Here is a 26,190-nt window from a genome sequence, read left to right as displayed (position 1 = left end):
CTAGCCCTTCCACGTGAACGGGAACTTGAGCTGCTTCATGAACCCGTTGGGCACGTAGTCGCCCAGCACGCCGTAGTGCTCGGGCCAGAGCTTGGTGCTCTTGACCGCCGTGCCGAAGGCGTAGTCGATGAAGGCGAAGTGCGCCGCGTAATTCTTGTCCAGCGCCTCCTGGTCCTGGCTGTGGTGCCAGTGGTGGAAGTTGGGCGTGACGATCAGGTAGCGCAGCGGCCCCAGGCGCACGCTCACGTTGGCATGGTTGAACACCGCCTGGAAGCCCACGATCACGATGTACGCGTCGATCACCTCCTTGGAAAAGCCCAGCACGTAGATCGGTGCCAGCACCAGCGTGCGCGTGATCAGCAGCTCCAGGATGTGCTGGCGCGAGCCGGCCATCCAGTCCATGCTTTTCACGCTGTGGTGCACCGCGTGCAGGCGCCACAGCACGGGCACCTCGTGGTAGGCCCGGTGCGTCCAGTACTGCACCAGGTCGGCCACCAGCACGATGAGGAACAGCGCCACCCAGAAGTTCAGCCCCTGCACCCAGCCGCGGATGCCGTCGTTCGCTGCCCAGCCGAAGAACTTGTGCACCAGCAGGTTGGTGGCCAGCAGCACGAAGCCCACCACCATGTGGTTCACGATGAAGTGGTGGAAATCGGTCTGCCACTCGGCGCGGAACACCGGCTGGTTGCGCCGCAGCGCGAAGAGCTTCTCGATGAAGATGAAGATCAGCGCGCTGCCCAGCAGGTCGAGGATGAACCAGTCCAGGCCGATGTAGGGCGTGTTGTCCGCGAAGTCGTTCACCGGCACCTTGTGCCCGCCCAGCAGCGCGGTGGACACCACCAGCAGGAAAGCCGCCGCCGACAGCCAGCGCGAACGGTTGAACAGCATGTTGACGAGGGAGATGCCGCCCGCCGCCACCAGCGCGGCCAGCATGATCATGCGGATCACGTCCACGTTGTAGCTCTTGCGCAGCTCCGGCGTGGTGAGGTACTGCGGGAAGTGGAAGGCCAGCACCCCCAGCATGCACAGGATGGCCAGCGACAGGGCGATGACGCCCGAGACCAGGCCGCGGCCGGTGCGCAGTTCGCCATGGCTGGCGGTGAGTTCGTTGAGTTTGTCGAGCATTTTTTCTCCGGGCGGGAACGCCGGGCGCGAGTGTAGCGAAGCCGCATCACCGGCCCGATCCGCGCCACGCAAGGCCCGTGCCGCAGGCCCTCGCGCTTCTAAAATCGCGCGCCATGACGATCAACCTTCCGGCCAACCAGCTCAGCATGACCGTGCTGATGTCCCCCGACATGGCCAACTTCTCGGGCAACGTGCACGGCGGCGCGGTGCTGCGGCTGCTGGACCAGGTGGCCTACGCCTGCGCCACGCGCTACTCGGGCTGCTACGCCGTCACGCTCAGCGTGGACCAGGTCACCTTCCTGCAGCCCATCCACGTGGGCGAACTCGTCACCTTCCTGGCCTGCGTGAACTACACCGGCAACTCGTCGATGGAAGTGGGCATCAAGGTGGTGGCCGAAAACATCCGCACCCAGGTGGTGCGCCACGTGAACAGCTGCTTTTTCACCATGGTGGCCGTGGACGAGGACCGCAAGCCCGTCGCCGTGCCGCCCCTGTCGCCCTCCACCGCCGACGAGCGCCGCCGATGGGAGGCCGCGCTGCTGCGCAAGGCCCTGCGCAAGGAGCAGGCCGAGCGCTTCGAGCAGGTGCGGCTGGCGGCGGCGGGGCCGGCCGGCCTGTAGGAGACGTCAGAGACGTAGAGACGTAGAGACGCGCTGGCCGTGCGCCGGGGCGCACACGGCTTCGCATGGTGGCTTGCCCCGGACGGGCCTGCCGCCCACCATGCTCCCCCACCGCCCGCCAGAGGGCGGGGCGCCAAAGGGAGCGAGCCATGAAAACGACCGACCGGGCCGGGTCCAGCGCAAGCGCTGCGGCCCCGGCCTTGACCACCCCATCCACTGCATCCCACGCACCCGTGGCACCCGCTGCTGCCTTGCCACCACGGCGCCGTGCGCGCAGCGCGGAGCCGCCCGCCGGGTTTCCGGTCGACACCCGGGCGCGGGCGGCGGGCGCCGAGACCAGCGCCTCGGGCGCGAAGCGGCGCAGGATCGACCCCACGGCGCTGCCGCAGCCCGGGCGGCCCCAGGGGAGGGCTGCAGAGACGGAGACGGAGGCGGCACCGCGGCGCGCGCGTTCGGCCTCGCCCGACAGCCGGCCGGCGCATCGCGCGGGCTCCCTGCCGTTCGCGCAACTGGTCGGCGAGGCGGCGGCCCGGGGGCTGGAACGCGACTGGGGCACCTTGCAATCGGCCCGGGTCAAGAACGGCCACCCGCAGATCCACCCCTGGGAAGAGGCCTTGCACCCGCAGCGCGTCTCCATCCCGCCGGGCAACCCCCGTGGCGTGCGGTTGCCCGAAGTGCTGGACCTGCAGGCCATCCGGGAGGGAACGCCGGTCCTGTGGTCGATCGGCATGGGCGCCACGCTGCACCTGGGGCCGCACGCGCGGGTCGAGACGCCGGCCGGCGAGACCGCCGGCAAGGAGCGCCGGATGGGCCACCCTTCACTGGTCGCGGGAACCCGGGACGAGGCGACTGGAGACTGGTGGGGCAAGCAGACCCGCATCTCGGGCGAGCTGCTGTGGGATGCCCAGCGCGAGACGTTCTTCATCACCAACCAGTCGGGCCGCTACTCCAGGCACCCCGACCGCGGCGCCCCGCAGATGGCCCAGGTGGCGCGGCATTTCGAGGAGGGCGGGATGGTGGTGGAGGTGCGGCTCATCGGGGCGCCGTGACGCGGGCGCGGCGACGATGCCGCGGCGCATTGCGGTCGCTGCTGCCGTGTGCCCGCAGCCCGCCGCGTGCCTCAGCCCCCCGCCGCGTTGCGCTTCGCGGAGGGCAGGGGGGCCGCGCTGCGGGTGCTGCCCCTGGCCGCCGCCACGCCGCTCACCACATCGCCCACGACGATGACCGAGGGGCTGGCGAGCTGCTCGCGCTCGATGGTGGCGTGCAGCTCGCCCAGGGTGGTGAGCGCGTGGCGCTGCTGGGGCAGGCTCACGTGCTGGATGACGACCACGGGGGTGCTGGCGGGCAGGCCGGTGAGCAGTTCCTGCTGGATGTGCGCGGCGCTGCTCACGCCCATGTAGATGACCAGGGTGAGGCGGGCATCGCGCGCCGTGGCGGCCAGCTGGCGCCAGTCGGTGCCGGCGTCGCCGGGCTTGGCGTGGCCGGTGACGAAGACCACGCCGTGTGCGTGCTCGCGGTGGGTGAGGGGTGTGCCCAGCAGCGTCATGCCGGCCAGGCCCGCGGTGATGCCGTTGACCACCTGCACGTCGATGCCGGCCGCGCGCAGGTGCTCGACCTCTTCGCCGCCGCGCCCGAAGATGAACGGGTCGCCGCCCTTCAGGCGCACGACGTTCTCACCCTCGTTCACGGCCATGACCATGAGCTTTTCGATGAAGGCCTGGGGCGTGCTCTTGCAGCCGCCGCGCTTGCCCACATGGACGATGCGCGCGCCGGGCGGGGCCATGGCCACGATCTCGTCGCTGACCAGGTCGTCCACCAGCAGCACGGTGGCGGCCTGGATGGCCTTGAGGGCCTTGATGGTGAGCAGTTCCGGATCGCCCGGGCCGGCGCCGACCAGCGTGCAGCGGCCGGGGGGAACGCCTTCGAAGGCGGGAGTGGATGGGCGGTTCATGGGTTTGTCTCCAAAGGGATTTGCCCGGCCAGACGCAAGATGTGTTCCACCTGACGGGACAGCGGCGCAGGCACCGGCAGCGCGCCGTCGAGCACCTGGCGCGTGTAGCGGGCGGTGGTGTCCACGTCGATGTCCTGGGGCAGGCCGGGCACCTCGCTGGCGGTGCCGGGCTGCTGCTCTTCCCACAGATGGTGCGCGCCGGCGACGAAGGCGTCGTAACGGGGCGTTCGGCGAGGATCGGCGGCCACTTCGCCCTCCAGCCCGCGCGAGAGCAGGGCGTTCATGCCCAGCGTGCCGAACGTGGCGTGCAGCATTGCCTGGTATTCGGGGTGGGTGTAGGCGGTGACGACCAGCGACGGCCCGGCGCAGGGGTTCATGAGCTTGACCACGCTGTGGCCCGGGTTGCGCAGGCCGATGGCCTCGCGCGCGGCCAGCAGGCGGGCCAGGCCCGGGTGCAGGGCTTCGGTGTGAATGTGGGCCACGGTGCTGTTTGCTATCTTTTCAGGAGCATTCAGGGCAGATATTCCTAGGGCGTCGAGCACATCGGAGGCCAAAACCCGCCGCGCCTCGGTGCGCATGCCGTGCAGCAGCACGGGCAGGCCCTCGCGCGCCAGCAGCAGCGCCAGCAGCGGGGTGAGCACGGGCAGCTTGCGCGCGCCGTTGTAGCTGGGCAGCACGACCACGGGCCGGTCGCTGGCGGGCAGGCGGGCCAGCCGCGCGTGGGTGGCATCGAGAAAACCGCACATCTCCTCGGCGGTCTCGCCCTTGATGCGCATGGCGATGCAGAAGGCGCCGATCTCCAGGTCGGTGACCTGGCCGTCCAGCACCTGGCCGAACAGGTCGTTGGCCTGCTCGCGGCCGATGGCGCGGGCGCCGCGCGCGCCGCGGCCGAGGTCCTTGAGATAGTGGCTGATGGCCATGGCGTGGGGTTTTTCTGGCGGATCGAAGGGGACCGGATTCTCCCCCACTTCTGCCAACTTTTGGTTATATGGAGAGGGCGGCGGCGGGGGCCTGCGGGGTGGCGGGGGCCAGCGGCCCGGTGGCGCGCACCATGCGCTTGAGCTCGGGCACGCACGAGCCGCACTGGGTGCCGCAGCGCAGCGCGCCCTGCAGCTGCGCGAGCCGGTCGGCATCGGTGCCGTGGCATTGCGCCAGGTGGGCGGTGATGGCGGCGTCGGTCACGTTCAGGCAGGAGCACACGGGCTTGCCGCGCGACTGCACGGCCTGTGCGCCGGAGGGCGCCTGGGCGCCGGGCACGAGCAGCAGGCGGCCGTAGCCTTGCGCGGGCAGCTCTTCCTGCAGCAGGGTCTTGAGCCAGACCTCCGCCCGGGTGTCGCCGGCCAGCAGCATGCCGGCCAGCAGGCTGTCGCTGCCCTGGCGCTCCAGGCGCAGCGCGCGGCGCTGGCCCCGGCGGCGGTCGGCGTAGCGCAGGGTTTCGGGGGTGTCCAGGCCCAGCAGGGCCTCGATGCGTTCAATCAGCGCATCGGGCGCGGGCTCGTGGCCGGCGGCGCGCAGCAGCACGCCGTGGCGCTCGCGCTGCGGGCCGGCCAGGGGCGCGTTGTTGCTGAAGGGCACGCAGCTGGCGAAGGGCAGGGCAGGCATCAGCGCGGCCAGCGCCTCGCGCGCGGCCAGGGCGCTGTCGGCCGGCAGCCAGGCCATGGCGAGCAGCCGCCAGGGCAGCTCGGCCTTCAGGATCTTGACGGCGGTGTGCTTGAGTTCGGGCTGCTTGGAGGTGGGGCAGAAGGCCGGCGTGGTGAGCGCATTCACGCCCGCCAGCGGCGTGCCGGTGGACGACTGCCCGCTCAGGTATTCGCTGCCCCAGTGCATGGCGATGAAGGCCTGCGACAGGCCCACGTCGGTGCTGCCCTGCACCGGCACCACGATGGCGCCGCGCGCGCTGGTGACGTGCACCAGATCGCCCTCGGCCAGCTGGCGGCGCGCCATGTCCTGCGGGTGCATCTGCACGCTGGGCTCGGCCACGTGGCCGAACAGGCGGCCCAGCGTGCCGGTGCGGCTCATGCCGTGCCACTGGTCGCGCAGGCGGCCGGTGGTCAGGCTGAACGGGTAGCGCGCCTGGCGCGGCTCGGCCACGGGCTGCCAGGCGTTGGCGGCGAAGCGCGCGCGGCCGTCGGCGGTGGGGAACACGCCGTCTTCGTACAGGCGCGCTTTGCCCAGCGGGCGGGGCGGGGCCGAAGGATCGGCATCGGCATTGGTATTGGTATTGGTATTGGTATCGGTGTTGTCGGCGGCGCCGGCCGGGCAGGGCCACTGCTGCGGGCCCTGCGCATCGAGCAGCGCCCACGACAGGCCGGTGATGTCCAGGTCGCGTCCGCGCGTGCTCTCGCGGTGCTCGTTCCACACGGCCTCGGCGCCGCGCTCGGCCTCGCCGTCGCCAGTGGCATACGGAAAGAGCGTGGGCCGCCCCGGGCGCAGCCGCGCCTCCAGCCGGTGGGCGAACTGCACGGCGATGGCCCAGTCGTGGCGCGTGTCGCCGGGCGCAGGCACCGCGGGGCGCACGCGGGAGATGCGGCGCTCGCTGTTGGTCACCGTGCCGGTCTTCTCGCCCCAGGTGGTGGCGGGCAGCAGCAGGTCGGCGTACTGCGCGGTGGCGGTGGTGGCGAAGGCCTCCTGCACCACCACGAACTCGGCGCGCTCCAGCGCGCGGCGCACGGTGGCCTGGTCGGGCAGGCTCTGCGCCGGGTTGGTGCAGGCGATCCACAGCGCCCGGATCTCGCCGTCGGCCGCGGCCTGGAACATCTCCACGGCGGTCTTGCCGGGCGTGCCCGGCACCTCGGGCACGCCCCACAGCGCGGCCACTTCGGCGCGGTGCTGCGGGTTGGCCAGGTCGCGGTGGGCCGACAGCAGGTTGGCCAGTCCCCCCACCTCGCGTCCGCCCATGGCGTTGGGTTGCCCGGTGAGCGAGAACGGCCCCGCGCCCGGTCGGCCGATCTGGCCCGTGGCCAGGTGCAGGTTGATGAGGGCGGCGTTCTTGGCCGTGCCGCTGGTGCTCTGGTTCAGGCCCTGGCAGTAAAGGCTGAGCGTGGGCTGGCGCGCGGCACCTGCATCTGCACCGGCACCCACACCGGCGAACCAGCGCGCGGCGGTGGCCAGATCCGCCTCGCTGATGCCGCACACCTCGGCCACGCGGGCGGGCGTGCAGTCGCGCACCAGGGCCTTGAGCGCGTCGAAGCCGGTGGTGTGCGCGGCGATGTAGGCGCTGTCCACCCAGCCTTCCCACAGCATGAGGTGCAGCATGCCGTGGAACAGCATGACGTCGCTGCCCGGCTGGATGGGCAGGAACAGGTCGGCCAGCCCGGCCGTCTCGGTGCGGCGCGGGTCGGCCACGATGATCTTCATGCCCGGGTTGGCGGCCTTGGCGTCCTCGATGCGGCGAAACAGGATGGGGTGCGCCCACGCGGTGTTGCTGCCCACGATGAAGAGGCACTGCGCGTGCTGCACGTCGTCGTAGCAGGTGGGCGGGGCGTCGGCGCCGAGCGTGGTTTTGTAGCCCGCCACGGCGCTGCTCATGCACAGGCGCGAATTGGTGTCGATGTTGTTGGTGCCGACGAGGCCCTTGGCGAGCTTGTTGAAGACGTAGTAGTCCTCGGTGAGGAGCTGGCCGGAGACGTAGAAGCCGACGGCGTCGGGGCCGTGCCGGGCGATGATGTCGGCAAATTTTTGTGCGGCGGTGTCGAGGGCTGCTTCCCAGGCGATGGGCTGGGGTTTGTCGCCGCGGTGGGGGCGGTGCTGGGGTTTCAGGAGTCTGGTTTGCAGCGTGACTGGAGAGGCGGCGGTGAGGTGGAGGGTGGAGCCTTTGGTGCAGAGGCGGCCGAAGTTGGCGGGGTGGGTGGGGTCTCCTTTGACGTTGGTGATCTGGGGGCCGGTGGATTCGATGATCACGCCGCAGCCTACGCCGCAGTAGGGGCAGGTGGATTTGGTTTGGGTCATGGCGTGATTTTTGGTTAATTTATGGTTGTGTTGCTGCTTGTGTTGCTGGGCACGCGCTGATTTTTGTTGGTTGCTGATTGGTTACGTTTCGGGGCCGGGGTGTGCGCCCGGCGGCGCACTCACTTTCTTTTGCTTCGCCAAAAGAAAGTAAGCAAAGAAAAGGCGACCCTGCTGGCTGCGTCCCCGTTCGCCTTTCGGCGAACGGGGAAACCTGCGGTGCTCGGTCGCGGGTCGCGCTGCGGAACTCGCTGCGTTCACTGCGTGAACTCCGCTCGGACAACCGCAGCGAGTCAGATGACGAAGGCAGGTGTGTCCTGCGGCACACCTGCCCGCCCCGCGCCCTGCGCTCCTCGGCGCATCCAGAAGGGAACCCGCCAACCGGGCCATCGCTGCGCTCGGCCCGGCCTTCGCGGCGCGCAGCGCCTGCGCGTTGGGGGCCGAGCGCAGCGATGGCCCGTGTGTGGGCTGTTGGGTTCCCTTCTGGATGCGCCGAGGAGCGCAGTGGCTGGCGGAAAAAGGGCCGCGCGCTGTCTGAGCGCAACGCAGTGAAGCGAGTTTGCGCGGACCCCGCCAGCCGCGAGCACCGCAGGTTGCCCGGAGCGAAGCGCAGGGACGCAGCCAGTAGGGTCGCCTTTCTTTTGGGTACGTTTCTTTGGCGAAGCAAAGAAAAGTACCTCGGCCGCCGGGCCGAGACCCGGCCCCGGGAGAAAAATCCACAGCCACCGCAAAAACAAAACACAGCCAGCCTCAAGCATCCAACCCAGAACCAACAACACCCCGCCTCACAGGCCCCGCCACAGGCCTAACCAACTCCACCGCATGCCCCGCCAACTCCCCCGCATCCAAAAACACCTCCCCCCCCTCCACCTTCACCGCGAACTTCGGCGTACACCCCTCGTCCGGCGCCGAAGCCTGCCCATCGCACAACCCGATCGTCCAGTTGTGCAGCGGACACGCCACGCTCGTCCCGAACACGATCCCCTGCGACAGCGGCCCCCCCTTGTGCGGGCACCGGTCCAGCAGCGCGAACACCCCGTCCGCCCCGTTGCGGAACACGGCCACGTCCAGGCCCTGCGGCCGCGCCACGCGGCGCGAGCCCAGCACGGGAATGTCCTCCACGCGGCAGATGTATTTCCAGTCGCTCATGGCGGCTCCTTGCGAATCGGTGAAGAGGGGAGGGGTGTTGAAGAAGGGATGGGCTCGTGGCGATGGCGCGCTCATGGCGCGATGGCGGCGAACTGCCGCGTGTCCACGCGCGCTTCCTCGAAATCGAACCACGGGTCGGGCTCGCCATCCAGCGCGAACTGCAGCTGCTCCCACAGCGCGCGGCGGCCTTCGTGGTCTTCGAGGATGCGTTTTTTCACGTGATCGAGGCCCACGCGGTTCACGTAGTGCACCGTGCGCTCCAGGTACCAGCCCTCCTGGCGGTACAGCTCGCAAAAAGCCCCGGTGTACTCCAGCACCTCGGCCGCGGTCTTGAGCTTGGTGAAGAAGTGCGCCACCTCGGTCTTGATGCCGCCGTTGCCGGCGATGTACATCTCCCAGCCGCTGTCCACGCCGATGATGCCCACGTCCTTGATGCCGCTCTCGGCGCAGTTGCGCGGGCAGCCGCTCACGGCGAACTTGACCTTGTGCGGGGCATACATGCGCCACATGGCGCGCTCCAGGTCCTTGCCCATCTGCGTGCTGTCCTGCGTGCCCATGCGGCACCACTCGCTGCCCACGCAGGTCTTCACCGTGCGCAGGGCCTTGGCGTAGGCGTGGCCGCTGGGCATGCCGATGTCCTTCCACACGGCCTGCAGGTCTTCCTTCTTCACGCCCAGCAGGTCGATGCGCTGGCCGCCGGTCACCTTCACGGTGGGGATCTGGTATTTGTCCACCACGTCGGCGATGCGGCGCAGTTCGCTGGCCGTGGTCTCGCCGCCCCACATGCGCGGGATCACGCTGTACGTGCCGTCCTTCTGGATGTTGGCGTGGCTGCGCTCGTTGATGGCGCGGCTTTGCGGGTCGTCCTTGGCCTCCTTCGGCCACGTGCTGATGAGGTAGTAGTTGACAGCCGGGCGGCAGGTGGCGCAGCCGTTGGGCGTCTTCCACTCCAAGAAGGCGAACACGTCGCCGATGGACAGCAGCTTGTTGGCGCGGATCGCGTCGCGCACGGCCTGGTGGCCGTGGTCGGTGCAGCCGCACACCGCTTTGGTCTTGGGCGTGGCGGAGTAGTCGCCGCCGGCCGTGAACATGATGATCTGCTCCACGAGGCCGGTGCACGAGCCGCAGCTGGCGCTGGCCTTGGTGTGCTTTTTCACGTCGTCCAGCGTGAACAGGCCCTTGTCCTTGATGGCTTTGCAGATGGCGCCCTTGGTCACGCCGTTGCAGCCGCACACCTCGTCGGTGTCGGCCATGGCGGCGGCCTTGCTGTGGCCCTGGTGGCCCGCGTCGCCGATGTTGCTCTCGCCGAACATCAGCTTGTCGCGGATGTCGCCTACCGTGCGGCCGTCGCGCAGCAGCTTGAAGTACCAGCTGCCGTCCACCGTGTCGCCGTAGAGGCACGCGCCCACGAGCTTGTCGTCCTTGATGACGAGTTTTTTGTACACGCCGCCGAAGGGGTCGCTCATCACGATCTCCTCGGTGCCTTCGCCGCCCTGGAAGTCGCCCGCGCTGAACAGGTCGATGCCCGTCACCTTGAGCTTGGTGGAGGTGAGCGAGCCCTGGTAGCGCCCGATGCCGAACTCCGCCAGGTGGTTGGCCAGCACCTTGCCCTGCTCGAACAGCGGCGCCACCAGCCCGTAGGCGATGCCCCGGTGCGCGGCGCACTCGCCCACGGCGTAGATGCGCGCGTCGGTGGTGGTCTGCAGCGTGTCGCTCACCACGATGCCGCGGTGGACGTGCAGGCGCATCTTTTCGGCCAGCTGCGTGTTGGGGCGAATGCCCACGGCCATCACCACCAGGTCGGCGGGCACTTCGGTGCCGTCCTTGAAGCGCACGGCGGTGACGCGGCCGTCCGCCCCGCCCACCAGCTCCTGCGTCTGCGCCTTCATCAGGAACTGCATGCCGCGCTCGGCCAGGGACTTTTGCAGCATCTTGCCGGCCACGTCGTCCAGCTGGCGCTCCATGAGCCAGTCGCCCACGTGCACCACGCTCACCTGCATGCCGCGCTTCATGAGGCCGTTGGCGGCCTCCAGGCCCAGAAGCCCGCCGCCGATGACCACCGCATGCTGGTACGTGGCGGCGGCGTCGATCATGGCCTGCGTGTCGGCGATGTCGCGGTAGGCCAGCACGCCTTGCAAGTCCTTGCCCGGAATCGGCAGGATGAACGGGTTGGACCCGGTGGCGAGGATGAGCCGGTCGTACTCGGCGCTGATGGCCTCGCCCGCCGCGTTGGTGGCGTGCACCACGCGGCGCACGCGGTCCACCTCGTTCACGGTGAAGCCCGTGTGCAGGTGGATGCCGTGCTCCTCGTACCAGGACCAGTCGTTGAGGATGATCTCGTCGATGGTCTGCTCGCCCGCCAGCACGGGCGACAGCAGGATGCGGTTGTAGTTGGGGTGCGGCTCGGCGCCGAACACCGTGATGTCGTAGAGGTCCGGAGCGATCTTGAGCAGCTCTTCGAGCGTGCGCACCCCGGCCATGCCATTGCCCACCATCACCAGCCTGGATTTTTTCATCGTGACCCCCATGGGTGCCCGCCGCGGCGCTGCAAAAATGGATGAACAGCGCCTGCCGGCAGACGAAGCCGAAACCAAAAACAAAAAAGGCGTCCGCACAGGGCGCGGGCCGATGAAGCCTGCACTGCCTGTGGGGACGCCTTCGTCCTGACCGCCCCGTTTCCGCCATTGGAAGGGGCCAGCCATGTGACCGGCATTGGTCACGGGGACGCTGTTGCAATGCGCGTGCCAGGTCTGGGTGGGATCGAAGGGGTTGAAGGGGAATCGGGCCCTGGCGCATATTCCACTAGGGCATTGTGCTATTGATTTAATAGCGTTTGGCGGCGTGGCGTGGCCTGCACGGAGGCGAGGGCAGGGCGGGGGCGACCCGCCTTGGTGCATGGCGCCCAGGCCGGTGCGTGGGTCAGTCCTCTTTTGCTGGCGGCGCGCTCGGGGAGGGCGGGGGCACCCGCGCCGGGTTCTCTGCCTGATAGGCCACCATGAACGCATCCGACGCCACCTGATCGGCCAGCGCCCGCAGGCTCGCGGCCGAGGCCGGGCCCAGGACGGCCTCGACCCGCTCGTTGGCGGCGGCCCAGCGCCCGATCGCTTGCGCCAGCAGTTGCTTGCCGCGCGCGGTGAGCACGGCGTGCTTGGTGCGCCGGTCCTGGGCGTCCTGCCGCAACTCGGCAATGCCGTCGCGCACCAGGGGCCTGAGGGCATGGGTCAGCGCCGATAGTTGAATGGCCAGCCGGTTCGCCAGGTCCTGCAGGGTCGGCCCCTGCCCATCGGCACTCTGGAACTTGCCGATCTCGACGATCAGCGCCAGCTGCGTCGCCTTGATGTTCAGGGGCGCGAGGGCGTCGTCGTACAGCTGCCCCAATCTGCGCGCCGCCAGGCGCACCGACGTGTTCGTGCAGACCTGCACACCGGTCGCGGCGGTGACCTCCGCGATCGCCTGATTCAAGGCGCAGTCGGCATCCGCAGCCGCACCGACGGGGTGGTTCGTAATTCCCATATTTTCCAAATGGTTGAGTGCTGCACTATTCGGAATGCATTGCTGGCCTGTTCTACATTTGAGCCCTCAACTTATTTGGTTGAGCCCTCAATTTTATTGGAGAACACCCGATGACCCGTCCCCATTCCAACAAAGTCGCATTGATCACCGGGGCTTCTTCCGGCATCGGTGCGGTCTATGCCGATCGCCTCGCTGCCCGTGGATACGATCTTATTCTGGTGGCCCGGCGTGCCGACCGCCTGCAAGCCCTCAGCGCCCGGATCGCCGAGGCCCACGGCGTGAAAGCCGAGCCGGTGGTGGCGGACCTCGGCAAGGCCGAGGACCTGGCGCGCATCGAAGCCCTCCTGTCCACCAACGAACGCCTGCACATCCTGGTGAACAACGCCGGAATCGCCCGCCTGGGGCCCGTCGCCCAGTGGTCTGCCGACGACGCGGTGTCCCAGATCGACCTCAACATCACCGCCCTGACGCGGCTGACCCAGGCGGTGCTGCCCCCCTTCATCGCCAGGAAGCAGGGCGTGATCATCAACATCGCCTCCGTGCTGGGCATCCATGCGCTGCCGGTCAGCGCGGTCTACAGCGGCACCAAGGCTTTCGTCCTGCAATACAGCAGAGGCCTGCAGCAGGAACTGGCCGACACGGGGGTGCAGGTCCAACTGGTGTTGCCCGCATCGACCGCCACCGAAATCTGGGACCTCTCGGGCGTGCCGCTGGCGGCACTCAACCAAGACACCGTGATGACCACCGAGCACCTGGTCGACGCCGCGCTCGCCGGCCTGGACCAGGGCGAAACGGTCACCTGGCCGTCCGTTGCCGACACCGGCCTGTGGGACCGCTACGAGTCGGCCCGCGCCGAGCTGTTCGCCGGCAGCCAGATGGGAACGCCGGCCCCTCGCTACAGCGTCGTTTGACGCCAGCCCATGGACCCCACAGCCCATCGCACGCGGTTCTCCGCACGCCGATGGCCTTTTCCCCTGCCGCTTTCGCCCTGCTTTTTTCCAAGGACAGCCCCGATGCTTTTCGAACCCTTTTCCTTGCGCAACATCCCCCTGGCCAACCGCGTGGTGATGTCGCCGCTCACCCGCAGCCGCGCGGTGGACCACAACACGCCCAACCCGCTCATGGCGACCTACTACGCGCAGCGCGCGACGGCCGGCCTCATCGTCACGGAAGGCACGTCGCCGTCGCCCAACGGCCTGGGCTATGCCCGGATTCCCGGCCTGTTCAACGATGCCCACGTGCAAGGCTGGAAGCAGGTGACCAGCGCCGTGCATGCCCAAGGCGGCAAGATCGTCGTGCAACTGATGCACACGGGCCGCGTGGCCCACCAGGCCAACCTGCCCGCCGGCGCTGAAGTGGTCAGCGCGTCGGCCGAGGCGTGCCCCGGCGAGATGTACACCGATTCGCAAGGCAGCCAGCCGCACACGCCACCGCGCGCCATGACCGAGGCCGACATCCAGGCCGTGATCGGCGAATACGCCACGGCCGCGCGCCTGGCCATCGAAGCCGGTTTCGACGGCATCGAACTGCACGCGGCCAATGGGTATCTCCTGGAGCAGTTCCTGAATGCCAACATCAACCGCCGCACGGATGGCTACGGCGCAACCGCCGAGGGGCGCAACCGGCTGGTGCTCGAAGTGGCGCGGGCCACCGCCAAGGAAATCGGCGCCGAACGCGTGGGCATCCGCCTGTCGCCGCATGGAGTGGTCAACAGCGCCGGCGCCTTCGACGGCGTGGACGGGCAGTACCTGGCCCTGGTGAAGGCGCTGTCCGCGCTCGGCCTGCTGTACGTCCACGTGCTGGACCACTCGGCCATGGGAACGCCACCGGTTCCCGCCCAGCTCAAGGCCGACCTGAGGGCGGCGTTCGACGGCCCGTTCATCCTGGCCGGCGGCCTGGACAAGGCCGGTGCGGAGCGCGCGCTGGAAGGCGGCCTGGCCGACCTCACCGCCTTCGGCCGTACATTCATCGCGAATCCGGACCTGGTCGAACGGATGCGCCAGGACGCGCCGCTGAACGCGCCCGATCCGGCCACGTTCTATACGCCTGGGGCCCAGGGCTATACGGACTATCCGGCGCTCGCCGGGTAGCCATCTTTGGTGCGTATCGGGGCGGCGAGGAGCGCGCCGCCCCGGGCCGATGGCCTTCGGCTGCGGCCACCTTCCTTCGGACGCCTGGCCCGGCCCGCGAGGGCGCGGGCCTAGGCTCGGTGTCCACGGAGGTTTAAAACGATGTCGTACCAAGAGATGAAAGCCAGCGTCGAGCTGCTGCCCACCCAGGCCCCGAAATTCGAAACCGAGCGTTTCGTGGTCGTTCCGCTCGGCCCCGAGCCGGCGCGCGATCTGATGAACGTGCTGCTGCAGGACGAACTGCTGGCCGAACAGTTGCCCTGGATGGTGGAGAAAACCGCGGATGGCGCGCGCAAGGAGGCGTTCCTGATCGGCCTGCAATGCGCCGCCGAGACCACGCTGGTCTGGGGCATCGTCGAGCGGGCGCGCAGCGCCTACATCGGCGCGGTGCTGGCCCGCAGCACGCTGGAGGGCCTGGACGTGGAGGTGCTGTGCGCCTCGCAGTTCTGGAACCAGGGCGTGGCCGACGAGGCCGGTCTGCCGGTCGCGGACTGGCTGGAAGAACACGCCGCCGTCGAGTTGGTGCCGGCGGACTGAGCCCCTGGGCCGCAGCCCCTCAGCGCAGCGGGTCGTCCGCCACCCCGGCGCCATTGGCGGCCCAGCCGCCCCCCAGCACCTTGTACAGCGTGACCCGGTTGGTCTGCTCGGCCAGCAGCAGGGTGATCTGCGTCTGCTGCGCTGCGTACAGCGAGCGCTGCGCGTCCAGCACCGTGAGGAAGCTGTCGGCCCCCAGCCGGTAGCGCGCGTCCGACAGGTCCAGCGCGCGCTGGGTGGCGTCCAGCAGCGAGCGCTGGGCGGCCAGGCGCTCGTCCAGCGTGGCGCGGTCGGCCAGCGCATCGGACACTTCGCGGAACGCGGTCTGGATGGATTTTTCGTACTGGGCCAGGGCCGTGTCGCGCGTCACTTCGGCCACGCGCAGGTTGGCGTTGTTGCGGCCGGCGTCGAAGATGGGCAGGCGGATCTGCGGCGCGAAGCTCCAGGTGCCGTTGCCGCCGTCGAACAGGCCCGACAGCGCATTGCTGGCCGTGCCGATGGATCCGGTGAGCGTGATGGACGGAAAGAACGCCGCGCGCGCCGCGCCGATGCTGGCGTAGCTGCCCTGCAGCGTGCGCTCGGCCGCGCGCACGTCGGGCCGGCGCAGCAGCACGCCGGAGGGAAGGTCGGCGGGCACGGCCAGCAAAGCGGCGGCGGGCGTGGCAGGCACGATGGCGGTGCTGGTGTTGCGGGGGGCGCTGCTGCGCGAGGTGCCGTCGGCCGGGGCCGGGGCCTTGGCGGGCGGCACCGTGGCGGGCGCTGCATTCGCCGCGGCGGCCAGGGCCACGGGCGGCAGCAGGTCGTCGGGCACGGCGGTGCCCACCAGCAGCGCGAGCGCGTTGCGGTCGCGCGCGACCTGGGCGGTGTAGGTGGCGACGTCGGCGCGCGCGGTGTCCACCGTGGTCTGCGTCTGCGCCAGGGTCAGGCCCGAGGTGGCGCCCAGCGCATGGCTGCGCTGCGTGAGGTCCAGCGACTGCTGGCGCGTGCGCAGCGTGTCGCGCGCCAGTTGCAGGCGGCGGCCGTCCGCATCGAGGGTGAGCCAGGCGTTCACCGCCTCGGCCACCAGGCTCAGCTGCACGCTGCGGCGGTTCTCGGCGGCGCGGAAGAACTCCTGCAGCGCGGCGTCGTTCAGGTTGCGCACGCGGCCGAAGAAGTCGATCTCGTAGCTGGCAAAACCGAGTTGCGCGCTGTATTGCCCGCCCACGTTGGAGCGGCCCGCGGTGGTCAGGTCGTCGGCCGTGCGGCTGCGGCTGCCCGCGCCGGTGGCGTTCACGCCGGGGAACAGGTCGGCGCGCGAGACGCCGTACTGCGCCCGCGCCCGCTCGATGGCCAGCACGGCCACGCGCAGGTCGCGGTTGTTGGCCACGGCCATCTCGGCCAGGGCGCGCAGGCGGGGGTCCTGCAAGAATTCGCCCCATTCCAGGGGGCGGTCCAGCGGATCGGCCGGGACCGCCGCGGCGGACCCGTCCCCCAGGGCGGCGGGCGCGGTCACGGCCACCGGCACGGAGCCCGTGCCCAGGGCGGCCGGCACCGGCAGCGCGGGCGCCTGGTAGGGCGGCGCAAGGTTGGTGCAGCCGGGCAGCGCGGCCAGCGCCACGGTGGCGGCCACCGCCCAGGCCAGCGGGCGCAGGGCGGGGAGGGTGGGGGCTTGGCGCGGCGTCATGCGGGGGCTCCGGTGGGCTGGCCGCCGGCCTTGGCGGCCCGGTCGGCGAAGAAGCCGCGGATGAGAACGAAGAACACGGGCACGAAGAAGATGCCCAGCACGGTGGCGGAGATCATGCCGCCCAGCACCGCGGTGCCGATGGCCTGCCGCCCGCCCGCGCCGGCGCCCGTGCCGATGGCCAGCGGCAGCACGCCGAAGCCGAAGGCCAGCGAGGTCATGAGGATCGGGCGCAGGCGCAGGCGCACGGCCTCCAGCGTGGCGTCGATCACGCTCTTGCCCTGGGCCTGCAGCTGGGTGGCGAACTCCACGATCAGGATGGCGTTCTTGGACGACAGCCCCACGGTGGTGAGCAGCCCGACCTGGAAGTACACGTCGTTGGACAGCCCGCGGATGCCGATGCCCAGCAGCGCGCCCACGATGCCGAGCGGCACCACCAGGATCACCGAGAACGGCACCGACCAGCTTTCGTACAGCGCCGCCAGGCACAGGAACACGAACAGGATGGACACGGCGTACAGCAGCGGCGCCTGCGAGCCCGACAGCCGCTCCTGGTAGGAGGCGCCCGTCCATTCGTAGCCGATGCCGGGCGGCATCTCCTTCATGATGGTTTCCACCGCGTCCATGGCTGCGCCGGAGCTCACCCCCGTGGCCGCGTCGCCCACGAATTCGTAGCTGGGGCTGCCGTTGTAGCGCTGCAGCTGGGGCGAGCCGTAGGTCCAGCTGGTGCTGGAGAACGCCGAGAACGGCACCATGAGGCCCTGGCTGTTGCGCACCGTCCAGGGCGCAATGTCCTGGGGCAGCATGCGGTAGGGCGCATCGCCCTGCATGTACACGCGCTTGACCCGGCCCTTGTTCAGGAAGTCGTTCACGTAGGTGCCGCCGATGGCGCTGCCCAGCGTGTTGTTGACGTCGGTGGTGGCCAGGCCCAGGGCGCCGGCCTTGGCGTCGTCGATGGCCACGCCCAGCTGCGGCGTGTCGTCCAGGTTGTTGCTGCGGGTGTTGGACAGCTCGGGCCGCTGGCCGGCCAGCTGCAGCACCTTGTCGCGCGCGGCCACGAGCGCGTCGTGGCCCAGGCCGTTCAGGTCCTTGAGCTGGAAGTTGAAGCCCGCATTGGCGCCCAGGCCGCGCACGGCGGGCGGCAGCACGACGAAGATGCGCGCGTCGCGGATCCTGGACAGATCGCGCGTGGCCTTGCGGGCGATGGCGTCGGCGCTTTGCGAGGCCAGGGGGCGCTCGCTCCAGTCTTTGAGGCGCACGAAGCCGCGCGCCGAGCTCTGGTCGCCGTTGGAGCCGGTGATGGAGTTGAAGCTCACCACGTCGGGCTGCGCGGCGAAATATTTCTGCACCTCGGCCATCACCACCTGCAGGCGGGTGTTGGAGGCGCCCGGGGGCAGGGTGATCTGCACCTGCACGGCGCCCTGGTCCTCATTGGGCAGGAACGAGGTGGGCAGGCGCATGAACAGCACGGCCATGCCGCCCACGATGAGCGCATAGACCAGCATCATCCGCCCGCCGCGGCGCACGATGCGACCCACGCCGCGCTGGTAGCCGTCGGCGGTGCGGTCGAAGCGGCGGTTGAAGCCGGTGAAGAAGCGGTCCACCCAGCCCAGCACGCCCCGCCGCGGCGCGCCGTGCGGGCTGTGCTGGCCCTGGGGGATGGGCTTGAGCAGCGTGGCGCACAGCGCCGGCGTGAGCGTGAGCGCCACCAGCACCGACAGCACCATGGCCGAGACGATGGTGATGGAGAACTGCCGGTAGATCACCCCGGTGGAGCCCCCGAAGAACGCCATGGGGATGAACACCGCCGACAGTGTGAGCGCGATGCCCACCAGCGCGGGCGTGATCTCGGCCATGGACTTGCGCGTGGCCTCCTTCGGGGGCAGACCCTCCTCGCTCATCACGCGCTCGACGTTCTCCACCACCACGATGGCGTCGTCCACCAGCAGGCCGATGGCCAGGACCATGCCGAACATGGTCAGCGTGTTGATCGAGTAGCCCGCCACCGACAGCACGCCGAAGGTGCCCAGCAGCACCACGGGCACCGCGATCGCCGGGATCAGCGTGGCGCGGAAGTTCTGCAGGAAGATGTACATCACCAGCACCACGAGCAGCATGGCCTCGACCAGCGCCTTGACCACCTCTTCGATGGAGGCGCTCACGAAGGGCGTGGTGTCGTAGCTGGTGAAGGGCTTGAGCTGGTACGGAAAGAACGGCTGCAGTTCGGCGATCTTGGCGTTCACCGCGTTGGCCACCGCCATGGCGTTGGCGCTGTCGGCCAGCACCACGCCCATGCCGGCGCCGGGCTGGCCGTTCAGGCGCGAGGTGATGGTGAGGTTCTCGGCGCCCAGTTCGATGCGGGCCACGTCTTTCAGGCGCACGATGGCGCCGTCCACCGTGGACTTGAGAACGATGTTCTCGAACTCTTCCCTCGACTGCAGCTTGCTGCGCGCGGTGATGGTGGCGTTGAGCTGCTGCTCGCCCACGGCGGGCAGGGCGCCCAGCTGGCCGGCGGAGACCTGAGCGTTCTGGGCGTTGATGGCGTTGCCGATGTCGGACGGCATGAGCGCGTACTTCTCGAGCTTGGCCGGGTCCATCCACACGCGCATGGCGTAGGGCGTGCCCAGCGTGGCCACGTCGCCCACGCCGTCGATGCGGCTGATGACGTCCACCAGGTTGCTGGAGATGTAGTCGCCGATGTCCACCTGCGTCACGCTCGGGTCGGGCGAGGTGAAGGTGACGATCATCAGGTAGTCGTTGCCGCCCTTGGTGACGGTGACGCCCCGGCTCTGCACCGCGGGCGGCAGGCGCGACATGGCCTGCTGCAGCTTGTTTTGCACCTGCACCTGCGCCACGTCGATGTTGGTGCCGGCATTGAAGGTGAGCGTGGTGCGCGAGCCGCCCGAGGCATCGCTGGTCGAGCCCATGTAGATCAGGTTGTCCAGGCCCTTCAACTGCTGCTCGATCACCTGCGTGACCGATTCCTCCACCGTCTTGGCCGAGGCGCCGGTGTAGGTGGCGCTGATGGACACGCGCGGCGGCGCGATGTTGGGGTACTGCTCCAGCGGCAATGTCTTGATGGACATGGCCCCCGCCAGCATGATGACGATGGCGATGACCCACGCGAAGATGGGCCGGTTGATGAAGAACTGTGCCATGGCGGGCGGTCCTTCAGCGGGCGGCCGGGGCCGCAGCGCCGGACGCCGCGGGTGCCGCAGCCGATGCGGCCGGTGCCGCCGAGGAGGCGCCGCCTGCCGGGGCTGCCGCCGCCCTGGCCGCCACCTCCACCGGCTTGATCGTGTCGCCCACCTTCACGCGCTGCAGCCCGTCCACCACCACGCGGTCGCCGGCGGCAAGGCCCCCCACGGCCTGCCAGCGGTTGCCCACGGCGGCCTCGACCTGGATCTTGCGGCGCTCGACCTTGTTCTCGGCATTGACCAGCAGCACGCTGGCGTTGCCGGCGGTGTCGCGCGTCACGCCCTGCTGGGGCACGAGCAGGGCCTGCTCGTTCACGCCCGTCTCCAGCACCGCGCGCACGTACATGCCCGGCATCAGCAGGCCGTCCGGGTTGGGGAACACCGCGCGCAGGGTGACCGCGCCGGTGGCGGGGTTCACCGTCACGCCGCTGAACTGCAGCCGGCCGGCCTGGGCGTAGGTGCTGCCGTCCTCCAGCTTGAGCGCCACGCGCGCCTGGCCTTCGCCCGCGCGTTGGAAGCGGCCCTTGGCCAGGTCGGTCTTCAGGCGCAGCACGTCGGTGCTGGACTGGGTCACGTCCACGTAGAGCGGGTCGATCTGCGAGATGGTGGTGAGCGCCGTGGTCTGGTTGGCGGTGACCAGCGCGCCCGGCGTCACCGCCGAGGTGGTGGTGCGGCCCGAGATGGGCGCCTTGATGCGGGTGTAGCCCAGGTTGATGCGGGCGTTCTCGACCGCCGCGCGGTTCACGGCCAGGTCCGAGCGGGCCTGCACCAGCACCGCCTGGCTGTCGTCATACACCTGCCGGCTGATCGCATCGATCTTGACCAGTTCGGCATTGCGACGCGCGTTGGTTTCGGCCGTGCCCACGGTGGCCTGGGCCTTGCCCAGCGACGCCTCGGCGCTCGCCAGCGCCACCTCGAAGGGCGAGGCATCCAGCTGGTACAGCACCTGGCCGGCCTTCACATCCGCCCCTTCGGTGAAGAGCCGCTTTTGCACGATGCCGCCCACCTGCGGCCGGATCTCGGCGACCAGGAAGGCGCTGGTGCGCCCGGGCAGCTCGGTGGTGATCGACTGCCGCTCGGGCTGGATCGTGACCACGCCGGCTTCCACCGGGGCGCGCGGCGCGGGCTGCTTGGCGGCCTTGTCCGAACACCCGGCCACCACGAAGGCGGCCGCCAGCACGGCAGCGCCGGCCCGGCGCAGGGCACCTGGGGCAGCGGTCGTACGGGGAGAAGTCGAGGAGGAGGGCCGTGGGGCCATGGCAGCGGGCGTGGAGGGCAGCGAGCGTGTGGCGGGGCGTGGGCAATTCATGGACAGGGCACGGCTTTCGTTGTGGCGAGCATTCTGACGGTCAATTGAAAAGATCGTGTGAAGCTGTAGCAGGCTGGAAAGCCCTCCGGCGGGCCTCGTGTCCGGACCTTGCAACCTTCATGCCGCCTGCGGGCCGCGCGCCCCCCTCGCAGGCGGTGGCGGGCCCCTCGGGCGCTGGCCCCGGGAGTGTGTGGCCACGCTGGCGGGCCGCCGGCCGGCCGGGCCGTCGATCCGAAGGGTTTCTGCGGGGCGGAACGGGGTTTTGAGAGCCAAATCGCCCGCATGCCGGCGTTTTCATTGTCTTGGTAGCTATTTAATTGATAGCAAATGGGTGGTCGGGAAACGACGGTCCGCGTTCGCAGCGCCCCCGGGCTCTTGACCCAGATCAAGCCCCGGCCGAAAGGTTTCCACAAGCCGGGATGCGCCACCTACCATCGGCCGCACTGCATCCCCGCAGGGGCCCGCGGCGCCGTGCCGCACCGTCCGTACGAGACAAAAGCTTCTTCCCCAGAAAGGCTTCCCATGCGAAGAAATCTTCCGGTCAGCACGCAGGAATACCCGTTTCCTTCCGGCGAAACCCTGGTGTCCACCACCGACCTGAAAGGGCGCATCCTGTACTGCAACCCGATGTTCATCGAGGTGAGCGGCTACGAGCGCGAGGCCCTGCTGGGCCAGCCCCACAACCTGATCCGCCACCCCGACATGCCCGAGGAGGCGTTCCGCGACATGTGGGACACCATCGGCCAGGGCCGGCCCTGGTCGGCCGCGGTGAAGAACCGGCGCAAGAACGGCGATTTCTACTGGGTGATGGCCAACGTCACCCCGCTGATGGAGGGCGACCGTCCCGTGGGCTACCTGTCGGTGCGCACCGAGGCCACCCGCGAGCAGGTGCAGGCCGCCGACGCGCTCTATGCCCGCATGCGCGCCGAGGCCGAGGCCGGCCGCCCGGTGCACGTGCTGCGCGCGGGCCGGCTGGCACGCCTGACTGCGCTGGGCCGCATCGCGGAGTGGACCCGCATCGGCGTGGGCGGCCAGGTGGCCATGGCGTTCCTGGCCGTGCTGGCGGCCGCCTTCCTGGCGGGGCTCGTGGATGAAGCGCAGGGCCTGTTCTCGGCCGCCGCCTGGGCTGCCGTGGCCGGCGTGGCGATGGCCGCCTTCGCCCAGGTGCGCCGCGTGGCCGTGCTGCCGCTGTCGGACATGGTGCGCGCCGCCAACCGCATGGCGGCCGGCGACCTGACCGAGCGCATGCGCGTGACCCGCTCCGACGGCGTGGGCGACCTGCAGAAGGCGCTGAGCCAGCTCAACGTGAACCTGCAGTCCATCGTGCGCGATGCGCTGCAGGAGACCGAGAAGATGCGCGTGTCCAGCAGCGCCATCGCCCAGGGCAACCAGGAGCTGTCCGGCCGCACCGAGACGCAGGCCAGCAACCTGCAGGAGACGGCCGCCTCGATGGAGGAGATCACCGGCACCGTGCAGCAGACGGCCGAATCGGCCCGCCAGGCGGCCGACCTGGCGCGGCAGGCCATGGGCGTGGCCGAGCGAACCAGCGGCGCGGTGGACGGCGTGGCCGCCACCATGCAGCAGATCCAGGCCGCCTCGGGCCGCATCGGCGAGATCACGCAGCTCATCGACTCCATCGCCTTCCAGACCAACATCCTCGCGCTGAACGCGGCGGTGGAGGCGGCGCGGGCGGGCGAGCAGGGCCGGGGCTTCGCGGTGGTGGCCGGCGAGGTGCGCAGCCTCTCGCAGCGCACGCTGACCGCCGCGCGCGAGATCCGCCAGCTCATCGACCAGTCGGCCGAGAAGGTGGGCGAGGGCCGCCAGCGCACCGAGAGCGCGCAAAAGACCATGCAGGAGTCGCTGGACCTGGTGCGCCGCGTGGGTGCCCTCATCGGCCAGATCCACAGCGCGGCCGACGAGCAGCAGGCCGGCATCTCGCAGGTGAACAGCGCGGTCTCCCACCTGGACGGCATCACCCAGCAGAACGCGGCGCTGGTGGAGGAGAACGCCGCCCTGGCGCTGGAGTTGCAGTCCCAGGCGCAGACCGTGTCGGACGCGGTGCAGGTGTTCCGCGTGCACGGCGGCCCGCGCGGCGCCGTGGCGTCCGATGCCGTGGCCCTGCGCAAGGCGGCGCGCCCCGGCCCATCGCTGATCGCCGCGCGGGGGGCTTGAAGACGAAGGCGGCGGCGATGGGCGCGCGCCCGGCCGGATAGCATGGGGCCCGGGGCCGATGTCCGGCCGCTACGCCCACGGCAACGCCCACGCGTTGCCACCCGCACCGAATGTTGATGAAGGAGCCGCCCATGAACCCGTCCACCCCCTCCCTGGCCGATGAACTGATGGCCCAGTTGCAAGGGGCCCCGCTCCAGCAGCTGTCCAGCCAGCTGGGCACCGACGCCACGCAGACCCGTTCCGCGGTGGCGACCGCACTGCCCCTGCTGCTGGGCGCGCTGGGCCGCAACGCCGCGCAGCCACAGGGCGCCGAGGCCCTGCTGGGTGCCCTGCAGCGCGACCACCAGCCGGCCGCCGTCGGCGGCGCGGGCGGGCTGGACCTGGGCGGGCTCCTGGGGTCGCTGCTCGGGGGCGGCAGCGGTGCTGCCTGCGGGCAGGGCGCCGACATCCTGGGCCACGTGTTCGGCAGCCAGCGCCCGCAGGCCGAGGCTGGGCTGGGCCAGGCGACGGGCCTGGGCGCCAACGCGGGGCAACTGCTCCAGCTGCTCGCGCCCATCGTGATGTCGTTCCTCGCGCAGCGGGTGCAGGCCGGCGGGCTGGATGCCGGCAGCCTGGGTCGCACCCTCGGCCACGAGCGCGACCGCGCCCAGCAGCCGGGCGGCCTGGGCGGCCTGGGTGGAGGCGCGCTGGGCAGCCTGCTCGATCAGGACGGCGACGGCCAGGTCGGCCTGTCGGACCTGGTCAAGCTCGGCGGCGGCCTGTTCGGCGGGCGACGCTGAGCTGAGAGCGCAAGCGCGGTCCGAGCGCCCGGCGATCGGCGGCGCGCGGGTTTGCAACCAACTGCATCGCCGCCCCGGGCGGCTTCGCAAACCCCTGTTGCGCGCACCCCGCCGTTGGGCGGAAACTGCGGCCATCCATGCCACTTCACTCCGGGAGGCCCCATGACCGCAGTCGCCGACATCCTCAAGTCCAAGCCCCATGCCCAGGTCCACACCATCGGGCCCTCCGATTCGATGCTCGATGCGCTGCGGCTCATGGCCGACAAGGGCATCGGCGCGCTGCTGGTGATGGAGGGCGAGCAGATCGCCGGCATCGTGACCGAGCGCGACTACGCCCGCAAGGTGGCCCTGCTGGGCCGCACCTCCGGCGCCACCCAGGTGAGCGACGTGATGACCCGGGCCGTGCGCTTCGTGCGGCCGCACCAGAGCAGCGAGCAGTGCATGCAGCTCATGACCGACAACCGGCTGCGCCACCTGCCGGTGGTGGACGACGCCAACCGGCTCGTCGGCCTGATCTCCATCGGCGACCTGGTCAAGAACATCATGTCCGAGCAGCAGTTCATCATCGAGCAGATGGAGCAGTACATCACCGGCGGGCAGCGCAATTGAGGCTGCCGCGCGCCGCGCAAACCGCCCTCTAGGGATCCAGGGCGATCACCTCGTCCTGCGGCCCGGCCTCGCACCCCGGGCCCAGCGCCTGCCAGCCGCGGCGCACCACGATCTGGCGGCGGTCGTGGCACAGCTCGATGCGCTCGGCGGCCGGCATGCTATCGTGTACGAAGGCCTCCAGCGAGGCCGGCAGGCTCACCCGCATGCGCAGCGCGTAGAGGTCGTCCCGCGGGTGGTCGTCCACATGCACCAGCGGCGCGAAATGCGCGGCGAACACCACCCCGTGCGATCCCAGCCCGATCGGCTCGGGCCGGTAGCCCTCCGAGCGCAGCCACGCCTGCGCGCGCTCGCGCGTCGGTGGCGCGTCGCCGGCCGGCGCCCAGGCGCTGGCCATCATCTCCGCCACCCACTGGTTGCAGTTCTGGTAGCGCGTGCTGAACGGGTAGGCATTGGCGCTGTAGTCGGCCGCCAGCAAGGCCAGCGCGGCGCGCTTATCCTGGGCCGTGCGCTCCAGCGCGTCGGCGGGCAGCGCGGGCAGCAGCACGATGGCAACGTAGCCCCGCGACGGATCGTCCCGGCCCATCAGGAACCCCGGAATGCCCTGGTCGAACAGCCGGGGCCGCGACTCCTCGCAGGTGTAGTACAGCTGGCGCACCGCCCACGGGCGGTCCGGCTGCGGCCGCAGGGCCAGGCCGGCGTGCGAGTAGCGCACCCCGAAGCGGCCCAGGTCCAGGCCCGAGCGCGAGATCAGCGCCACGCGCTGGCCCGAGGCGTCGAGCACCTGCTTGACCACCGCGGCAAAGCGCAGGATGCGGTCCTGGTCGGTGGCGCTCAGCGGCGCGGCGGCATCGCACAGGCCCCAGGTGCCGGCGCGGGCCGGAACCTCCGCCCCCAGCGCGGCGAGGCCGATGGCGGCGATCCCGGTCCAGCGCGCCAGCGCGCGCCGGGGCCGCACGCCGGATGGCAAGGTGGCGCGCCGCATCACAGGGCGAGCGGCCGGGAGTCCATCTCCTCGTACCAGTCGTCGTTGAGCACCAGGAAGAAGGCTTCGTGGGTGTCGCCGCGTGCGAACTCGAAGCCGTAGGGCCGCTCGCGCGCCTGCACCAGGTCGCCGGCGGCGAGCGGCCGCGCACCCTGCGCCTGGCGCGGCAGGTTCAGCACGAACTCGCGCGCGGCGCCGGTCTCGGTCGCGCGCAGCCTGAGGCCCGTGGCGTCGGGCCGGCCGGGCACCTGCACCACGTCGATCACGCGGTACTCGCCCTCGGCCAGGCGCCGGTCGCGGCCCCCGCCGCCGCTCGAATGGCCGATCGAGTCCGAGGCGCTCGAGGCCGCCGACCCCGCACTGGAGGCCATGGAGGTGAACAGTTCCGCATGGCCGGGCAGGGCGGCGGCGGCGAGCAGCGAAGACACGCACGCGGCGCGAACGAAGGCAATCAGGGGCATGGCAATCCTCGGGGCCGCGGCGGGCAGGGGGGCGGGGTGGGTGGGGATCATGGCG

General features: G+C 70.3%; 21 protein-coding genes. 9 read left to right on the top strand and 12 right to left on the bottom strand.

All coding sequences use genetic code 11. The annotated features are described in order from the left end of the window. A complete protein-coding gene (locus AVKW3434_RS20325; protein ID WP_284407268.1) occupies nt 1-1,125 on the bottom strand; it encodes a sterol desaturase family protein in 1,125 nt (374 codons plus the stop codon). Between the two features lie 119 nt (nt 1,126-1,244). Here AVKW3434_RS20325 and AVKW3434_RS20320 point away from each other — a divergent pair, with 119 nt between their 5' ends. Both AVKW3434_RS20320 and AVKW3434_RS20315 read left to right on the top strand, forming a co-directional pair. After that, nucleotides 1,245-1,745: an acyl-CoA thioesterase gene (locus AVKW3434_RS20320; protein ID WP_284402939.1), complete on the top strand. Its 501-nt coding sequence runs from the start codon at nt 1,245-1,247 to the stop codon at nt 1,743-1,745. A gap of 149 nt (nt 1,746-1,894) precedes the next feature. After that, the gene (locus AVKW3434_RS20315) at nt 1,895-2,794 is read left to right on the top strand and encodes a hypothetical protein (RefSeq protein ID WP_284407267.1); all 900 of its coding nucleotides are present in this window, start codon (nt 1,895-1,897) and stop codon (nt 2,792-2,794) included. Between the two features lie 71 nt (nt 2,795-2,865). Here the strand turns inward: AVKW3434_RS20315 and cobA are convergent, their stop codons facing one another. The 5 genes from cobA to nirB form a co-directional block, all read right to left on the bottom strand. Further along, a complete protein-coding gene (gene cobA, locus AVKW3434_RS20310) occupies nt 2,866-3,696 on the bottom strand; it encodes a uroporphyrinogen-III C-methyltransferase (protein WP_284407266.1) in 831 nt (276 codons plus the stop codon). Next, entirely contained in the window at nt 3,693-4,616 is a 924-nt protein-coding gene (ybiB, locus tag AVKW3434_RS20305; protein WP_284407265.1) for a DNA-binding protein YbiB, read from the bottom strand. The genes cobA and ybiB overlap by 4 nt, the downstream gene beginning before the upstream one ends. Nucleotides 4,617-4,680: 64 nt before the next feature. Continuing rightward, complete coding sequence (locus tag AVKW3434_RS20300) at nt 4,681-7,644, bottom strand: nitrate reductase (RefSeq protein WP_284407264.1); 2,964 nt, start codon at nt 7,642-7,644, stop codon at nt 4,681-4,683. A gap of 747 nt (nt 7,645-8,391) precedes the next feature. Continuing rightward, the gene (nirD, locus tag AVKW3434_RS20295) at nt 8,392-8,790 is read right to left on the bottom strand and encodes a nitrite reductase small subunit NirD (protein ID WP_284407263.1); all 399 of its coding nucleotides are present in this window, start codon (nt 8,788-8,790) and stop codon (nt 8,392-8,394) included. A gap of 71 nt (nt 8,791-8,861) precedes the next feature. Further along, nucleotides 8,862-11,318: a nitrite reductase large subunit NirB gene (nirB, locus tag AVKW3434_RS20290; RefSeq protein ID WP_502869135.1), complete on the bottom strand. Its 2,457-nt coding sequence runs from the start codon at nt 11,316-11,318 to the stop codon at nt 8,862-8,864. Between nirB and AVKW3434_RS20285 the strand changes: the two genes are divergently transcribed. Then, complete coding sequence (locus AVKW3434_RS20285) at nt 11,317-11,457, top strand: hypothetical protein (protein WP_284407261.1); 141 nt, start codon at nt 11,317-11,319, stop codon at nt 11,455-11,457. The genes nirB and AVKW3434_RS20285 overlap by 2 nt on opposite strands. A gap of 252 nt (nt 11,458-11,709) precedes the next feature. Here the strand turns inward: AVKW3434_RS20285 and AVKW3434_RS20280 are convergent, their stop codons facing one another. Next, entirely contained in the window at nt 11,710-12,303 is a 594-nt protein-coding gene (locus AVKW3434_RS20280; protein ID WP_284407260.1) for a MarR family winged helix-turn-helix transcriptional regulator, read from the bottom strand. A gap of 110 nt (nt 12,304-12,413) precedes the next feature. On the opposite strand from AVKW3434_RS20280, the gene AVKW3434_RS20275 reads away from it, so the two are divergent. The 3 genes from AVKW3434_RS20275 (at nt 12,414) to AVKW3434_RS20265 (ending at nt 14,969) form a co-directional block, all read left to right on the top strand. Continuing rightward, nucleotides 12,414-13,214, top strand: coding sequence for an SDR family NAD(P)-dependent oxidoreductase (locus AVKW3434_RS20275; protein WP_284407259.1), 801 nt, complete (start codon nt 12,414-12,416; stop codon nt 13,212-13,214). Nucleotides 13,215-13,316: 102 nt separating this feature from the next. Further along, a complete protein-coding gene (locus AVKW3434_RS20270) occupies nt 13,317-14,393 on the top strand; it encodes an alkene reductase (RefSeq protein ID WP_284407258.1) in 1,077 nt (358 codons plus the stop codon). A 141-nt stretch (nt 14,394-14,534) separates the two neighbouring features. Then, nucleotides 14,535-14,969: a GNAT family N-acetyltransferase gene (locus AVKW3434_RS20265; protein ID WP_284407257.1), complete on the top strand. Its 435-nt coding sequence runs from the start codon at nt 14,535-14,537 to the stop codon at nt 14,967-14,969. Nucleotides 14,970-14,988: 19 nt separating this feature from the next. On the opposite strand, the gene AVKW3434_RS20260 is transcribed toward AVKW3434_RS20265, so the two are convergent. From AVKW3434_RS20260 to AVKW3434_RS20250, 3 genes are read right to left on the bottom strand one after another with little or no spacing between them, the layout of a single operon-like run. Continuing rightward, a complete protein-coding gene (locus AVKW3434_RS20260) occupies nt 14,989-16,629 on the bottom strand; it encodes an efflux transporter outer membrane subunit (RefSeq protein ID WP_284407256.1) in 1,641 nt (546 codons plus the stop codon). Beyond that, the gene (locus AVKW3434_RS20255) at nt 16,626-19,784 is read right to left on the bottom strand and encodes an efflux RND transporter permease subunit (RefSeq protein ID WP_284407255.1); all 3,159 of its coding nucleotides are present in this window, start codon (nt 19,782-19,784) and stop codon (nt 16,626-16,628) included. The genes AVKW3434_RS20260 and AVKW3434_RS20255 overlap by 4 nt, the downstream gene beginning before the upstream one ends. 13 nt (nt 19,785-19,797) lie before the next feature. Further along, complete coding sequence (locus AVKW3434_RS20250; RefSeq protein WP_284407254.1) at nt 19,798-21,081, bottom strand: efflux RND transporter periplasmic adaptor subunit; 1,284 nt, start codon at nt 21,079-21,081, stop codon at nt 19,798-19,800. A gap of 573 nt (nt 21,082-21,654) precedes the next feature. On the opposite strand from AVKW3434_RS20250, the gene AVKW3434_RS20245 reads away from it, so the two are divergent. The 3 genes from AVKW3434_RS20245 (at nt 21,655) to AVKW3434_RS20235 (ending at nt 24,692) form a co-directional block, all read left to right on the top strand. After that, entirely contained in the window at nt 21,655-23,304 is a 1,650-nt protein-coding gene (locus tag AVKW3434_RS20245; RefSeq protein ID WP_284407253.1) for a methyl-accepting chemotaxis protein, read from the top strand. A gap of 131 nt (nt 23,305-23,435) precedes the next feature. Next, nucleotides 23,436-24,083 (top strand): DUF937 domain-containing protein, encoded by a 648-nt coding sequence (locus AVKW3434_RS20240; RefSeq protein ID WP_284407252.1) that lies wholly within the window; start codon nt 23,436-23,438, stop codon nt 24,081-24,083. A 162-nt stretch (nt 24,084-24,245) separates the two neighbouring features. Further along, nucleotides 24,246-24,692, top strand: a complete 447-nt coding sequence (locus AVKW3434_RS20235) for a CBS domain-containing protein (RefSeq protein WP_272568313.1) — start codon at nt 24,246-24,248, stop codon at nt 24,690-24,692. Nucleotides 24,693-24,720: 28 nt separating this feature from the next. Here the strand turns inward: AVKW3434_RS20235 and AVKW3434_RS20230 are convergent, their stop codons facing one another. Next, nucleotides 24,721-25,674, bottom strand: coding sequence for a DUF2145 domain-containing protein (locus AVKW3434_RS20230; RefSeq protein ID WP_284407251.1), 954 nt, complete (start codon nt 25,672-25,674; stop codon nt 24,721-24,723). Beyond that, on the bottom strand, nt 25,674-26,186 hold the full coding sequence (locus tag AVKW3434_RS20225) for a hypothetical protein (RefSeq protein ID WP_284407250.1): 513 nt from the start codon (nt 26,184-26,186) through the stop codon (nt 25,674-25,676). The genes AVKW3434_RS20230 and AVKW3434_RS20225 overlap by 1 nt, the downstream gene beginning before the upstream one ends. Nucleotides 26,187-26,190 lie beyond the last annotated feature (4 nt).

It is taken from the genome of Acidovorax sp. SUPP3434, from assembly GCF_030159015.1.
Taxonomy (GTDB): domain Bacteria; phylum Pseudomonadota; class Gammaproteobacteria; order Burkholderiales; family Burkholderiaceae_C; genus Paracidovorax.
This window is presented reverse-complemented; position numbering and strand designations above follow the sequence as displayed.

What these genes read in the sequence shown, in the direction of transcription:
- AVKW3434_RS20325 (WP_284407268.1), bottom strand. Translation starts at nt 1,125, where the DNA reads ATGCTCGACAAACTCAACGAACTCACCGCCAGCCATGGCGAACTGCGC.
- AVKW3434_RS20240 (WP_284407252.1), top strand. Translation starts at nt 23,436, where the DNA reads ATGAACCCGTCCACCCCCTCCCTGGCCGATGAACTGATGGCCCAGTTG.
- nirB (WP_502869135.1), bottom strand. Translation starts at nt 11,318, where the DNA reads ATGGGGGTCACGATGAAAAAATCCAGGCTGGTGATGGTGGGCAATGGC.
- nirD (WP_284407263.1), bottom strand. Translation starts at nt 8,790, where the DNA reads ATGAGCGACTGGAAATACATCTGCCGCGTGGAGGACATTCCCGTGCTG.
- AVKW3434_RS20270 (WP_284407258.1), top strand. Translation starts at nt 13,317, where the DNA reads ATGCTTTTCGAACCCTTTTCCTTGCGCAACATCCCCCTGGCCAACCGC.
- AVKW3434_RS20245 (WP_284407253.1), top strand. Translation starts at nt 21,655, where the DNA reads ATGCGAAGAAATCTTCCGGTCAGCACGCAGGAATACCCGTTTCCTTCC.
- AVKW3434_RS20235 (WP_272568313.1), top strand. Translation starts at nt 24,246, where the DNA reads ATGACCGCAGTCGCCGACATCCTCAAGTCCAAGCCCCATGCCCAGGTC.
- AVKW3434_RS20280 (WP_284407260.1), bottom strand. Translation starts at nt 12,303, where the DNA reads ATGGGAATTACGAACCACCCCGTCGGTGCGGCTGCGGATGCCGACTGC.
- AVKW3434_RS20275 (WP_284407259.1), top strand. Translation starts at nt 12,414, where the DNA reads ATGACCCGTCCCCATTCCAACAAAGTCGCATTGATCACCGGGGCTTCT.
- ybiB (WP_284407265.1), bottom strand. Translation starts at nt 4,616, where the DNA reads ATGGCCATCAGCCACTATCTCAAGGACCTCGGCCGCGGCGCGCGCGGC.
- AVKW3434_RS20225 (WP_284407250.1), bottom strand. Translation starts at nt 26,186, where the DNA reads ATGATCCCCACCCACCCCGCCCCCCTGCCCGCCGCGGCCCCGAGGATT.
- AVKW3434_RS20315 (WP_284407267.1), top strand. Translation starts at nt 1,895, where the DNA reads ATGAAAACGACCGACCGGGCCGGGTCCAGCGCAAGCGCTGCGGCCCCG.
- AVKW3434_RS20250 (WP_284407254.1), bottom strand. Translation starts at nt 21,081, where the DNA reads ATGGCCCCACGGCCCTCCTCCTCGACTTCTCCCCGTACGACCGCTGCC.
- AVKW3434_RS20300 (WP_284407264.1), bottom strand. Translation starts at nt 7,644, where the DNA reads ATGACCCAAACCAAATCCACCTGCCCCTACTGCGGCGTAGGCTGCGGC.
- AVKW3434_RS20255 (WP_284407255.1), bottom strand. Translation starts at nt 19,784, where the DNA reads ATGGCACAGTTCTTCATCAACCGGCCCATCTTCGCGTGGGTCATCGCC.
- AVKW3434_RS20265 (WP_284407257.1), top strand. Translation starts at nt 14,535, where the DNA reads ATGTCGTACCAAGAGATGAAAGCCAGCGTCGAGCTGCTGCCCACCCAG.
- AVKW3434_RS20260 (WP_284407256.1), bottom strand. Translation starts at nt 16,629, where the DNA reads ATGACGCCGCGCCAAGCCCCCACCCTCCCCGCCCTGCGCCCGCTGGCC.
- AVKW3434_RS20285 (WP_284407261.1), top strand. Translation starts at nt 11,317, where the DNA reads ATGGGTGCCCGCCGCGGCGCTGCAAAAATGGATGAACAGCGCCTGCCG.
- AVKW3434_RS20230 (WP_284407251.1), bottom strand. Translation starts at nt 25,674, where the DNA reads ATGCGGCGCGCCACCTTGCCATCCGGCGTGCGGCCCCGGCGCGCGCTG.
- cobA (WP_284407266.1), bottom strand. Translation starts at nt 3,696, where the DNA reads ATGAACCGCCCATCCACTCCCGCCTTCGAAGGCGTTCCCCCCGGCCGC.